13 protein-coding genes and 1 pseudogene are annotated in these 13,189 nt (G+C 58.5%); 1 reads left to right on the top strand and 13 read right to left on the bottom strand.

Annotated elements, in window-relative coordinates:
- Positions 1-433: 433 nt before the first annotated feature.
- From BJ928_RS36545 to BJ928_RS36500, 11 genes and pseudogenes are all read right to left on the bottom strand, one after another.
- Positions 434-946 (bottom strand): hypothetical protein, encoded by a 513-nt coding sequence (locus BJ928_RS36545; protein WP_147413982.1) that lies wholly within the window; start codon positions 944-946, stop codon positions 434-436.
- Positions 947-1,124: 178 nt separating this feature from the next.
- Positions 1,125-1,694, bottom strand: a complete 570-nt coding sequence (locus BJ928_RS39635) for a hypothetical protein (protein WP_047636518.1) — start codon at positions 1,692-1,694, stop codon at positions 1,125-1,127.
- Between the two features lie 319 nt (positions 1,695-2,013).
- The gene (locus BJ928_RS36535; protein WP_082012030.1) at positions 2,014-3,528 is read right to left on the bottom strand and encodes an aspartate ammonia-lyase; all 1,515 of its coding nucleotides are present in this window, start codon (positions 3,526-3,528) and stop codon (positions 2,014-2,016) included.
- 10 nt (positions 3,529-3,538) lie between these two features.
- Positions 3,539-3,702, bottom strand: a pseudogene (locus BJ928_RS39630) (aspartate aminotransferase family protein); the annotation flags it as partial.
- A 52-nt stretch (positions 3,703-3,754) separates the two neighbouring features.
- The gene (locus BJ928_RS36530; RefSeq protein ID WP_047636520.1) at positions 3,755-4,921 is read right to left on the bottom strand and encodes an amidohydrolase; all 1,167 of its coding nucleotides are present in this window, start codon (positions 4,919-4,921) and stop codon (positions 3,755-3,757) included.
- A 16-nt stretch (positions 4,922-4,937) separates the two neighbouring features.
- Entirely contained in the window at positions 4,938-5,909 is a 972-nt protein-coding gene (gene speB, locus BJ928_RS36525) for an agmatinase (protein ID WP_047636521.1), read from the bottom strand.
- Positions 5,910-5,932: 23 nt separating this feature from the next.
- The gene (locus BJ928_RS36520; RefSeq protein ID WP_047636522.1) at positions 5,933-6,622 is read right to left on the bottom strand and encodes an ABC transporter permease; all 690 of its coding nucleotides are present in this window, start codon (positions 6,620-6,622) and stop codon (positions 5,933-5,935) included.
- Positions 6,619-7,326 (bottom strand): ABC transporter permease subunit, encoded by a 708-nt coding sequence (locus BJ928_RS36515; protein WP_052228016.1) that lies wholly within the window; start codon positions 7,324-7,326, stop codon positions 6,619-6,621. The genes BJ928_RS36520 and BJ928_RS36515 overlap by 4 nt, the downstream gene beginning before the upstream one ends.
- Positions 7,327-7,339: 13 nt before the next feature.
- The gene (locus tag BJ928_RS36510) at positions 7,340-8,200 is read right to left on the bottom strand and encodes an ATP-binding cassette domain-containing protein (RefSeq protein WP_082012031.1); all 861 of its coding nucleotides are present in this window, start codon (positions 8,198-8,200) and stop codon (positions 7,340-7,342) included.
- Between the two features lie 155 nt (positions 8,201-8,355).
- Positions 8,356-9,120, bottom strand: a complete 765-nt coding sequence (locus BJ928_RS36505; RefSeq protein ID WP_047636523.1) for a transporter substrate-binding domain-containing protein — start codon at positions 9,118-9,120, stop codon at positions 8,356-8,358.
- 193 nt (positions 9,121-9,313) lie between these two features.
- Positions 9,314-10,075 carry a helix-turn-helix transcriptional regulator gene (locus BJ928_RS36500; protein ID WP_047636524.1) on the bottom strand — a complete coding sequence of 254 codons (762 nt, stop codon included), beginning with the start codon at positions 10,073-10,075 and terminating at the stop codon, positions 9,314-9,316.
- A 170-nt stretch (positions 10,076-10,245) separates the two neighbouring features.
- Here BJ928_RS36500 and BJ928_RS36495 point away from each other — a divergent pair, with 170 nt between their 5' ends.
- On the top strand, positions 10,246-10,920 hold the full coding sequence (locus BJ928_RS36495; RefSeq protein ID WP_052228017.1) for a TetR/AcrR family transcriptional regulator: 675 nt from the start codon (positions 10,246-10,248) through the stop codon (positions 10,918-10,920).
- On the opposite strand, the gene BJ928_RS36490 is transcribed toward BJ928_RS36495, so the two are convergent.
- Positions 10,914-11,765: an SDR family oxidoreductase gene (locus BJ928_RS36490; protein ID WP_047636525.1), complete on the bottom strand. Its 852-nt coding sequence runs from the start codon at positions 11,763-11,765 to the stop codon at positions 10,914-10,916. The genes BJ928_RS36495 and BJ928_RS36490 overlap by 7 nt on opposite strands.
- Positions 11,762-12,595, bottom strand: a complete 834-nt coding sequence (locus BJ928_RS36485; RefSeq protein WP_047636526.1) for a GDSL-type esterase/lipase family protein — start codon at positions 12,593-12,595, stop codon at positions 11,762-11,764. The genes BJ928_RS36490 and BJ928_RS36485 overlap by 4 nt, the downstream gene beginning before the upstream one ends.
- Positions 12,596-13,189 lie beyond the last annotated feature (594 nt).

Below are 13,189 nucleotides of genomic sequence, written 5' to 3'. Positions count from 1 at the left end.
AGAATGGCATATGGCCGCACCGCTGGCGCCTTGCTTCTCTCAAGATCGTCGCCCGGTGCGGAGCTTTGTGCTTCCATAGCCAATGAAACTGCTTTTTAAAATCCTTTACGCGTTTACAATGCGATCGGCTCTCGCGCATCGAGAAACATGGAATGACGAAGAGACTAGACTCGTAGCTAAACAGGTCAACACGCTTTCGCTGAACGCCTGGTTAATCTGATTAGCGGTCCGCTAACGGCCTAGTAAACCGAAATTCACATGGGAAAGCTACAGCGCGAGAACTGCCATTCTGAGCGCCGGTGTTGCCAAAGTTTGAGTGGCCGAAGAATAACTTCGCCCTGAAGACGGCGCCGCTTCGCGGGGCCCATCAAAAATCTGGCTGAAAGTTTTCATCGTTCCTTCGGCCGCCAACGCGATTGTCGACAAAGTCCTTTTACAAGGATGCCGAGCCTGCCTGGTCGGAGGTGCTAACGGCGATCGAACTCAAGCGAGCTTGCATTCCTTGAACGATGGCATCTGACAAATTGTGGTAGTTCTGAACGTTGGAGAGGAAATCTGAGGTGACTTCCCCAGTCAGGCGACCTTCATAGCGGGCACCGGCGATGGCATTGGCGGCATTCATGAAATTGGGGTCGTTCGGATTGTAGCCGCCGCTCAACCCCGAGGCTATTGCCTTGTCGTTGGTAGCTGTGACGACAGCCAGATTTGGGCCACTATAATTGAACGAGGTTCTCGTTGCAGCCTTGTCCAGAGCGGAAATGGCCAGCGGGGACTGCAATGATGATGTCGACGAGCTCAGGGAGTTGCTATTGCCGACAGCTGCGCATTCAGTCGCGATTTTATTCTTCGATTCGTTGTCTTGCATCAACCCGACATCGCTTAGGATCGAAGCGGGTTGCGAAGATAAAGCGATTTGCATGGTGTATCTGTTAGAAGAAACTTGCATTTCATCAATGGCCTTCTTCTGTGGATACAGTACAAAGCTGCACTGCTTCTTACCTCAATCTTACGAAATAAAAAACATCGGTTGTAGTCGTGCTGTGTGAGAACGCCCAGGCTACCTTCTTCCGCTTTCTTACCGTGGCACCCGGACTTGATTGACACCATTTCCGAGGAAGCTTGCTCTACACGGATGTCTTGCTGCCTGGCCAGGTCACATAATAATATTTCCCTGCAACTTTTCCAAAGTAAGCATTTTCCCCGGGTTGCTTGTCCACGTAGCTGCCGTCCATCGTTTTCTGGAATGCGCCATGGTCGTCACGTTTGAGATGATCATTCAGGAACGTGACCCAATCGCTTTTGGCAACATTATCCGCTTTGGATGGCTTTCCCTTTGTGTCGCTGTCCCAGGCAGTTATTTCCTTACCCTGCGTAGCGTCGGTCACGGTCAGCTTGCCTGCCTTCAAGGCGCTCAACATAGATTGCGAGCGTAAGTAGCTTTCTGGATCATCTGACGTTGTCGAGAGCTTTGCCTTCAATGACGCCATAAACCCGCTTGTCGCTATTTCAGGCGTTGGGGTGACTGGTGTTGGCTTTTTTGCACCCGCGGTGCTTGATGTCTTGGAGAATGTACTCGAACCGACAGAGGGAGGGAAAACATCTTGGACACTCAGGCGCTTGCTCGCCTTGGAGCTATTGCCGCTCGCATTCGATAGAGAGCTATGCTTCTTGTCCGTACTGATGGAATTCGTCATTTTCGACTCGCCTGCGGCAACATCCTAGGGTGCAGTAATATTAGTTGTGCAACCTTGCGCGAGGCCGAACAGAAGTCGAGTGAAATGAAGGTAGCTCACGATCGACTGGACCCTGGATGTGAATCGGCGCGGTGATTAGGAGCTAATCGGCGTGGCAAACCGTTGTTATTTCAAAGATGGGTGGGGTCATTCTGCGACGCCAGTTCACACAGGAAAATCCGTGCCGCAAATATCTCTCGCAAAAAGCGGCTTTCCGACGGCTTAACGTCTGCTTTGAGCGCAACAGCCGAGATGATGGTCTAGTTGCTGCACGAGGAGATTAGGGCTTCTGTCGCCTTAGTCGCGAAGCGCTCGTAAGACCTTTCACGTCAAGTAATTGCTCAACCACGTCTTTGGGAAGTCCCGCGGCATCCTCAGCTAGTTCCCTGAGCGACCTCCCACTCGCAAGGATTTCTTTGGCCAGACTAGCCGACGCCTCGTAGCCGATTACCGATGTCAACGCGGTCGCGAGGGCGGTGCCAGCCTCCAGGTGCTGCCTGCAGCGGTCTTCGTCAGCTGTTATCCCAACCACACATTTCGTCCGCAGCGTGTCGATCGCATTCGTCAAAAGCGCGATGGATAGAAGCAGGTTGAAAACAATGACAGGCTCCATGGCGTTGAGCTGAAGCTGTCCCGCCTCCGCCGCGAGGGTCACGACAAGGTCCGCACCGATAACCTGGAACGCGACTTGGTTGACCACCTCGGGAATGACTGGGTTCACTTTGCCCGGCATGATCGAAGACCCTGGTTGCATGGGCGGAAGGTTGATCTCGCCGATGCCTCCGCGCGGACCGCTCGACAGAAGTCGCAGGTCGTTCGAAATCTTAGAAAGCTTGACCGCGGTTCGCTTGAGCGTTCCCGAGAAGAGCACGAAGGCTCCCGTGTCCCAGCAGGCCTCGATGAAGTCGGCAGCCGGAACCAATTCCACGCCTGACACCTCGGCCAGCTTTGGAATGACGACAGTCGCATATCTGGGATCGGCCGTAATCCCCGTACCGATAGCGGTGCCGCCGAGGTTGACTTCCCTGAGGAGGCGGGCTGCGTCGTAGAGACGAAGGATGTCTTCACGGAGCGTAACTGCGAAGGCCTTGAATTCCTGGCCCAAGGTCATGGGGACGGCGTCCTGCAACTGTGTTCGCCCCAGCTTGAGAATATCCTTGAATTCGTTGGCTTTCGCCTCGAAGGCAGATGACAATCCGTCGATCGACGATGAGAGTTCCCGATAGCTGAGGAGCAGTGCCAGCCTGATGGCGGTGGGATAGACGTCGTTTGTGGATTGAGAGAGATTGACGTCGTTGTTCGGGTGGAGGATGTCGAAGCGCCCTTTGTCGAACCCTAGATGTTCAAGCGCCCGGTTGGCCACGACTTCGTTCATGTTCATATTGGTCGACGTTCCTGCGCCACCTTGGAACATGTCGATCATGAATTGGTCGGCAAACATCCCGGCCGCAATTTCATCGCAGGCTTTGGCGATAGCTGCGGCCTTTGAACCATCTAGGTCTCCAAGCTCACAATTCGCGAGCGCGGCGGCCTTCTTCACATGGGCCAATGCTCTGATGAATACCGGATAGTATGAGATTGGTATGCCCGATATCTGGAAGTTCGACATCGCCCTCGCAGTCTGGGCGCCATAATAGGCATCGATGTCGACGTCGACATCTCCGAGCGAGTCATGTTCTCGCCTGATCCTCGAAACGACGTCAATGCACTCTTCGGTCAATGTGGTCTCCCGCGGACGCGAATAAAGCGCCCTACCCGGCGGCACTCCAGCGAGTACAGTCGACGAGCGGGGCATTTCAAGGAACCTATGCGAGCTTCACGCCTTCTCTGGCCAGCTCATCCATCACAGCGTGAACCGCGGCTTCAGCTATCGTCACGATCTCGTCGACTTCGGCCTTGGTCATAACGAGCGGCGGCACGAATGCCAGTCGCCATGGAGATAGGCGCGGGATTCGAGCAAACCGGGCCGCTTGAGGTTCTGCAGAGCGACGGACGCAATGCCTTTCATTTCACTTCTCCGTCTATTGGGCCGACGAGAGCGCGACGCGGGCGGTTTCCACCAGGAGCGCTGCCGAAGGGACGATGATATCGTCGTTGAAATCGTAGTTCGACTGGTGAAGGTGCGCCGATCGGTGACCGTCACCGTTTCCGATCCAGGCGTATGCGCCAGGGAGGTGCTGCAGAAAGGCGCCGAAATCGTCCCCTGCCATGGATGGGACGGCTCGGCCAGAGTGGATGGCGAGGCCTCCTCGCCGGGCCGCTTCGCGCACCTGATCGCGCTCCGTGGGCGTGTTGACCACCGGGCTGAGCATGAAGTCCTCGTAATCGACTTTCGACATGCTGCCGGCGATGTTCGCGGCAGCTGCCGCGACCGCTTCGAGCCGCTTGCAAAGCAGCCCGAGCGTCGCCGTGTCGAAAGCACGGAGCGTCCCCTGCAGCCTGACGAGATCGGGGATGACATTGTGAGCGCTGCCGCCCTGGATCATGGCGACGGTCGCCACCGCCGGGTCACACGGATCGACCGCCCGCGCGACCGCCTGCTGCAGTCCCGTCACGAAATGGCCTGCCGCAAGGATCGGGTCGCCCGTCGTCTGGGGCATCCCCGCGTGACCGCCGTGCGCCCGGAAGGCGACGTTGAAGTCCCGCGCTCCCGCCATCACCGGACCGTCATGGACCATCACCTCCCCCACGGGTAAACCCGGCCAGTTGTGGAGCCCGAAAATCTGGCGGCTGGGGAAGCGCTCGAGGAGGCCATCGTCGATCATTATCTGAGCACCGCCATACATTTCCTCGGCGGGCTGAAAGACGAGGTGGACGCTGCCGACGAAATCGCGCGATTTAGCCAACGCCGCGCCGGCGCCGATGAGAGCCGCCATATGGCCGTCATGGCCACAGGCATGCATCACGCCGGAACGAGACGAAGAATATGACAGCCCCGTTTCCTCGGTGATCGGCAGCGCATCCATGTCCGCACGGAGCGCCACGCCGGGGCCTGACGCACTGCCTTGGACGACGCCGACGATCCCGTGGCCACCGACACCCTCCACCACCGTGATGCCGTATTCCCTAAGGCGCGCGGCGACGAACCCGGAAGTCCACCGCTCCTGCAGCGACAGCTCCGGATTGGCGTGAAGCTCACGGCGCATCGCCGTCAGTTTCGGCATTTCCGCGCGGAGGAAATCCAGCATAGTCGGCTCCCGAGGATTACTTGAGCTTAGCGAGATAAGGCGCGCCGTTCTTCTTGTGCAGAGCGACGATGGTCGCGAACTCGTATCCGACATGGGAAGCGAGGTTTGCGGTGATCATCGATGGATCGAACTCCGGAAGCATCTCGACCACGTCGAACGCCACGAAGTTGAGGTCCTTGATCGACCGGACGAGCGCAAGCGCCTCGTGGCTCGTGAAGCCTTCCGGCTCGATGGTCCCGGTCCCTGGCGCGTAAGCCGGATCGATGAAGTCGATGTCGAAGGTGAAGAACACGAGCTTGTCGCCGACCCGTTCCTTGATCTGCCGGGTGACTTCCGCCATGCCGAGCTGCCGCATCTTGTCGGCCGTAATGACCTTCAGCCCAAGATCTTCGGAGTCCTTGACCTCGTTCGGATGATACATGGAGCCGCGGATGCCGACCGAAATCGAGTGGTCGACGTCGAGAAGACCTTCCTTGATCGCCCAACGGAACGGCGTTCCGTGATTGTACTTGAGGCCGAAGGGCTCGTCATCGGTGTCTGCATGGGCATCGAAGTGGACCAGCCCGACCGGGCCATATTTCTTCGCGACGGCGCGCAGCTCGCCCAAGGTGATCGAATGATCGCCGCCGAGGCAGATCGGGATTACACCCGCGTCGAGGATGGGTTGCAGCCCCTCTTCGATCAGACGGTAAGTCTCCTCGATGTTGCCGGGCACCACGGACAGATCGCCGTAGTCCACACCCGAAATATAGTCGAAGATCGTGATCTCCTGGATCGGGTTATGGGCGCGGACCATCACCGAGGCGTTTCGGATTGCCGCCGGTCCGAAACGCTGGCCCGTGCGGTAGCTTCCGGCGGTGTCGAACGGGATGCCGATGAAGGCGACGTCGACGTCCTCGGTCGTCTGGATGTGAGGAAGGCGCATGAAGGTCCTGACGCCGCAGAACTTGGGAGCCTTCAGCGAGTCAACGGGATAGTATTTCGGCATTGGTGTCTCCTTACATGTCATTGTCAGTGTCTCGCGGGCATGTATCTGTTGAGATTTCGCTCCATCGCGACCCAGCATCTGCGGAATATCTCGACGACCAGGACGTAGAGGACGGCTGCGGCGATGTAGGCTTGGAAGTCGAACGTGCGCTGGAAGGCGAGACGGGCCACGCCCATTAGGTCGAAGACGGTGACGACGCTCGCGATCGCGCTTGCCTTCACCATCATGACATATTCATTGCCGAACGGACGAAGGGCCAGCCGAGCGGCTTGGGGGATGGTAATCCGCCGGAAGATTTGAAAGGGTGTCATGCCACCCGCCTTCGCCGCATCGATTTGGCCCGCCGGGACTGCCTGGATCGCGCCTCTCAGAATCTCGGCCTGATAAGCGGAGGTGTTCAGGGTGAACGTGGCAAGGACGCACCAGTAGGGATCACGGAAGAGCCACCAGAGTCCGGCGTTTTCGAACGTCTGCCTGAACTGGCCAGACCCATAGTAGACCAGGAACACCTGTGCGAGCAGTGGGGTGCCGCGAAACAAGTAGGTGAAGAGAAACGCAGACCACGAGCCCAAAGTCCCGCGTCTCGCCCGAACTACGGCCAGCGGCACCGCCAGGATGAGTCCGAGCACGACGGAGATCACACTGAGCTGGATCGTCACGAACAGACCGTCTATCAGTCGCGGTCCGAATCTTTCGAAAAGCTCCCAGTTCATGGCGACATCGGCCTCCAGCCGCGGTTGGCCCTCGCTTCGAGAAGCATCAGGAGCATGTTGGAAACAATCGTCATCAACAGATATCCAAGGCAGGCGACTGCGTAGAACGCGAACGGCTCCTTGGTGCTCGCGACAGCCAGCGATGTCTGCCTCAGAAGATCGTTGAGCGCGATCACCGATACCAACGATGTGTCCTTCAACAGGACGACCCAATTGTTCCCTAGTCCCGGCAGTGCAAGGCGGAGCACCTGCGGCCACTTGATCCGGACGAACGCGGTCAATGGGGTCATCCCCACGCTGATTGCGGCTTCGATCTGGCCTCGCTCGATGCCGCGCAGCCCCCCCAACAGGACTTCACTCGAATAAGCTCCGAAGACAAGGGAGAGCGCGAGGATGCCCGCGACGAATGGGTTGATGTTGACGGTCACCGAAAGGCCGAGCCATTCCGCCGTGATCTGGAACGCCATCTGGAGCCCATAGTAGACAAGCAGCAGTGTCAGAAGTTCGGGAAGGCCCCGAAAAACGGTGGTGTACCCCTCGCCGAAAGCGCTCAGGACTCTATTGCTGGAATCCTTAGCAAGCGCAACCGCTACACCAACGGCCATTCCGAAGGGGACGGTGGCGACGGCAAGCGCCACGCTGACCAACGCTCCGGCCAGCAACTGCCCGCTCCAAGCGCCGATGTCGGCACCCAATATGATCATGTCGGGCTCCCCCTCAAGATACGACCGCTCGCGGGGAAATCGGATGTCCTCTCCCGCCACTGGGCTCGCCGAAGCCGCCATTCCGAAAGGGCGACAGAAACTGCTCCAGGCGCTCGCTCGATGGATTTGAAAACAGGCGGGATGGGTGACCCTCTTCCTCGATCTTGCCTTTGTGGAGGAAGACCGCATGGGAGGCGACATCGCGGGCGAACGCCATTTCATGCGTGACGACGATCATCGTTCGCCCCTCGGCGGCGAGCTGAGCCATGACTTTGAGAACCTCCCCGACGAGCTCGGGGTCCAGGGCTGACGTTGGTTCGTCGCAAAGGATCACGTCCGGGTCCACCGCCAGCGCCCTGGCGATAGCGGCGCGTTGCTGTTGACCGCCCGACAGCTGAGACGGGTAGTAGTCCTCGCGTTGGGACAACCCAACTTTATCCAGAAGCTCACGGGCCTTTTCGATGGCCTGCCTGCGCGTCTGGCCGTGGACATGGATCGGCGCTTCGATGATGTTTTCGAGCACGGTCATGTGGTGCCAGAGGTTAAAGCTCTGGAACACCATGGAGGTCCTGCGGCGGAGTGCTTCCGCCTGGCGGCGGTCGGAGACCACACGCCTCGCTCGGGGGCCGGACTTAAAGTCTATGCGCACGTCGCCGACCCTGATGTCTCCCTTGTCGGGCACCTCGAGAAGGTTCAGGCAACGAAGGAAGGTGCTCTTGCCGGACCCGGAGGAACCGATGAGCGCCACAACATCGCCCCGACATGCTTCGAGGGACACGCCCGAGAGCACCTCGAGGTTTCCGAAGGATTTATGGATGTCGTGGGCACCGAGCGCCACAGGCGACTTGGTTGATGCAGGTGTCGGATTTTCCATCGCACGCGTTCCGTTCGTCTTGGATTTGTCGATATGGTCCGTGACCCACCCGCGGGATCTGTTTCAATCCCGCGCCGTCGGGAGAGACGCTATGCGGCATCATCTCTGAACCAATCGGTCTGCGGCTTGGGAGGACGCCGCCGAGGCTTTTCCGATCAATAGATGCTGAACGGGAAATACTTGTCGTTGATGGACTTGTAGGTGCCATCGTCGACGACGTCCTTGATGGCCTTGTTGAGCCTGGCTTTCAGCTCGTCATTGCCCTGCTTCAAGGCCACGCCCACGCCGGGGCCGAAAGACGGGTCGGTGATGTCGCCGCCGACGGTGTGACAGCAGTCGCCCGCCTCGGACTTCAGCCAGGGAGCAGTGGCGAGCTTGTCGCCGAAGACGGCATCGACACGTCCGGACTTCAGGTCCATGAACGCTTCGTCCAGTGTGGGGTACAGCCGCGTGGTCACACTGGCGTACTTATCCTCGAGCATTGCCGCATGGATTGTCGACGACTGCGCGGCGATGGTCTTGCCCTGGAGGGCCTGCGGCGAGACGTCGGTAATCGTCGAGTTTTTTGGCACCGTGAACACGGCCGCGGTCGAATAGTATTTGTCGGAGAAATCGATCGTCTTCTTTCTCTCCGGGGTTATCGACATCGACGTCATCGCGAAGTCGAACTTTCCCGCCAGTAGACCGGGTATCGTTCCGTCGAAGTCCTGGATGACCCACTCGCATTTCGCCTCCATCTTTGCGCAGATCGCGTTCCCGAGTTCGATTTCGAAGCCCTGGAGCTTGCCGGAGGGATCCACGAAATTGAATGGCGGATAGGCACCCTCGGTTGCGATCTTGTATGCGTCCTTGGCGAACGCCCCAACGGCCGTCGAAGCCAGCAGCGCCGTGGCCGCGACCAATGTTCTCGTCGATTTCATCTAATTCCCCTTGATGTTTCTTGTTGCCAGGTCGGGAGACCAGCGAGCGAAAACTATCGGGAGGCTGTGGCTTCAGAAATCGAACTGAAGGATCATTTATCGGTACGAGGGGTGTAGAGTGCTACACCTTTCCTACACCTGCTGGACTAGGAACACGTGAATCGAGGCACGGAAAATATCGCGAGCCGTCTCGTCAAAGCTCCGCCAACAGGCTCACGAGATGCGTGCGCTTCTTCACCTTGAGCTTCGCAAAAACATTGTGGATGTGTCTCTTCACCGTGAACACGCTGATGCTGAGCTTGTCGGCGATGTCGGCACTGTCCGTGCCGCGCGCGATCAATTCGACGATCTCGACCTCTCGCCCGGTCAGCCCCTTGGCCACAAGCTTCGCCGTGACGTCGCGCGTCGCCGCTGGTCCCGTTGCCGGGACGGCGTGCTGGGCGAACCGTATTTCGAGATGGTTCTTCAGTACGTCGAATATAAACAGGTCCTTTGCGGTGAAGTCACCCTGTCGCTTCGTGCGCAAAAGGGTCAGCTCGGCGGTGGGATGTCCATCATTCGTCACGATAACGCCGCCGCCGAAGGGCACGTCGTTCGGAGATAGCAGCGAGTTGTAAACGTCGCTATTGATCCGGACGGCCTCGGACATGATGTCGGTGTCGCGATAAGCGATCGACCGATGCGTGTTGATCGCGACCCTACCGAAAACGGCGCTCTGGACCGATTCCTCATAGGCCTTCGCGAACTTAGCATCGACGTTTACGAAAACCGGGCTGTGCAAAGTGACGTCGCCGCTGCTCGTGTCCGCAAGATAAAACATCGCCTTTTCGTATGGAACGAGAAGCCGGATCGCCTCAAGAAAGAACTTCCGCATCTCTGCGAGGCTCTTGGTGCCATGGATTATCAAGGTGATATCGTTGATCCTGGCCCATTCCTTATGATCAAGGTTCGACATATAAAACTAACCCGCTCAACTCTGACGATGGCAACTCCAGTTCGATCCCATCCATCGCGACTTATTGACTGGAGTTGCTTTCTGATCAAGCCGTTTGGTGAACGGTTGTCACCATCGGCGCCACAGCACTCCGCCGCATCGGCCCGTTGTTCGGGGATTTTGAAACTGTTATGCTCGACTCCGATATTTGGCCCAGCGACGATGCACGGCAAGGCAGCATGCAGACCGACGGAAGAACCCTTACGCGGCGCGAGCCGAGGCAGCAACGCTCGCGCCAGACTGTCGACTTCGTGCTCAGCGCGGTCCAGCTCGTGGCCAAGCGCCATGGGATCCAGGCTATTACCACCAATCGCATTGCCGAGGTCGCCGGCGTCAGCGTCGGATCGTTGTATCAATATTTCCCCGACAAGCGCGCGATCTTCGAAGCTCTTCACGACCGACACGTCGACGACGTGCGCCGGGTCATCACGCAAGCGACATCTGACTGCGCTTCGACTTCGCTGGAGGAATTCGCACGCGAACTCGTCTTGGGCCTGGTGGATGCGCATGCTGAGGTTGCCGAACTGCACGATGTTGTCGCGGCCGTTGTTCCGCAGAGTGCTCGCGGCTTCAGACACGCGCTGCATCATACCTTCACACAGGCCTTGTCAAGCGTTGTCGACCCGGCGCGCTATAGCAATGACGAGGCGGAGCGGATGCTCTTTGTGCTGCCTCGCCTGGTGGAATCGCTCGTGCACGGGGGAGCGCACGCCCCCCTCTCGCGGGCCGGCGCAAAGAGCGAGGCAATCCGCACCGTGCTGGTCTACGTGAATTCGTTTAAGGGCGGCTCACCGCAAAATTACTGAAACGACGACGCATTCTCCGCGGCCCACTGATTGAACGAGATTGGCTCCCGTCCGGTTATCTGCTTGACGTCATCCGTCACCGTATCAAGCCGGCTCTCGCGCACGGCGCGCCAGATGTCCACTAGGGCATCTGCATAGGCGCCCTCCCCGGCCCATTCGGCCGTCCGAGCATATGCCTGTGCGTCCGTTACTTCCTCAAAGCGAACGGGGTTGCCGATGGCCCTACCTATCGCCGCCGCCATCTCCCCATAGGACAGCGCCTCAGGGCCGGTTATTACAGGTGCCTGACCATCATAGTCGCGCGTCATCAGCGAGACCGTAGCAACGGCGGCGATATCGTCTGGATGGATGAAGGCGATCTTGCCCACACCCGTCGATGAGCGCACCATACCCTCCCCGCGGATGGACTGCGTCCAACTGAGGGCATTGGACATGAAACCGGCTGACCGAATGAACGTGAACGCCACCCCGCTCTCCCGAATGGCATCCTCGCCCCGTGCGTGCCAAGGACCGGTCCCAATCCCGGTTCGCACGTCGAGCGTCGAGAGCTTGACCACATGGCTGACGCCTGCCCGGCGGGCCGCAAAGGAGACCACTCGATCGTGCTCTTCAAGATCCGGTCCATCGGTGACCAAAAAAATCCCGTCGACATCGGCCAACGCCTTGGCCAACGAACTGCCAGGATTGTCGAGGTCCCCAACATGGATGTCAACCTGATCGTCAAACAGAGCTTTGGCTCTCTTCGCGCTGCGAACGAAAACGGACGGGCGCGCCCCGGAGTTAATGAGCCGTTGTGCTACCCTTGAGCCGACGTTGCCGGTGGCTCCGAAGACGAGGTATCTCACCTGAGTGCGCTCCAACCACGGATCACCTCGAACGCCATTCGCTTCTGGCCTGCCAAAGTGAGATGCAATCCGTCGTCCATGAGGAGATCGGAAGGAGGCGGGCTGCCCAGTGAAGCAAAGGCGTCTATGACCGGCACATCGCCATTGCGGACGATCTCGGCTATTCGTCCCAAGTCCTCGTTGCGGAACCGAACGCTGAACCGGGCAAGACCCCAGTGCGCGGCAACCTGCGCCTCATTGACCGCCGGCGGAGTGATCCAGATGGTGCGGGCCTTGGTTTCCGCGGCAACGCGTTGACGCAGTTCCGCAATGTTGCGCGCGGTCTCCTCATGATGGACAAGCGTTTTTGAGGGGTGCGGGCCTTGCGTGCGCGCGTCGTTGGTGCCGATCAGGAAGAAGACCCAGTCCGGCTGTGAGTTTGCAATCTCTCCGAAGCGAACGAGACCATGGGTGGTCGTTTCGCCCGCCACAGCGCTGATCGTCATCGAAATCTCATCGGCGGCCCGGCGCGTCGTCAGCATCTCTCGCAGAATGACCGCCCAGGACTGCTGGTCAGACGTCAGGCTATCGCCGAACGCCACGATGTTGTCCCCCTTTCGAAGCGGCAGGCGATCGATCATCGATCCAACGTCCTGATCCGCAAGCAGCGCGCTGGCCGCTTCCGATGCCTCCCTTTGCAAGCAGCCAAGTTCAGTTACGTAGACCTCCGCTGGGAGGCCGAGCAGCGCGGCATGAGCGTCCTGGTCGAAACTGGCACCTCCAGGGAGGGATGCCAGGCTCCGCTCGGGTTGGATAACTTTCAGGAGCCAATTCACCTGTTCGTTCGACATTGTTTCACCTCGCATCTGTTGATCTTGCATAGGGTGATTCAATAGCCGTGCCTCAGCTACGTCGCTACTCGCGTTTCAGTTCATCTAAGCTCATGGAAATGCTAAGTAAATTTTCGACCACAGGTGTCTTCATCAGGTTTTGACCCACGCAGACGCCGCCGCCCCTCTCCCAGTTAATCGAGAACACGCCACCGGTAGCCCCGATGTCGCCGTTCGGACTAAATCCTCGTCGGCTTGCTGATGAACGAGGCCGGGTGACATAGCTGTTGCACTCAAGCCATAACCGCAGTCATTCATGATTAAGAGCGGAGCCTACGCTTCCTCACTATCTATGCTCGACACATCATTAGGTTATTCTTTCCTGCCGCAATCAAGAAATTCAGGATATCCATTGTGCGGTTCTTGTAAGCTATGGTCGCAGGCGATCTGACCTCCCGCGGCGACCACGACACGATCCTCATACTCCCAAAGACGCGGAGCGCATGATTATGGGCATCAAACTGTCCGACATCAGCGCCCTTGAGACAGAATTGGTTTAATTGAGAAGAGAGGATTTTCGGCTCATCGTAGCTCTATCAAAGGAAGCGAAGATGA

The sequence above is a fragment of the Rhizobium sp. WW_1 genome (assembly GCF_003610155.1).
GTDB lineage: Bacteria > Pseudomonadota > Alphaproteobacteria > Rhizobiales > Rhizobiaceae > Rhizobium > Rhizobium tropici_A.
The sequence above is the reverse complement of the archived record's forward strand: the minus strand, read 5'-3'. Positions and strand labels throughout refer to the sequence as shown.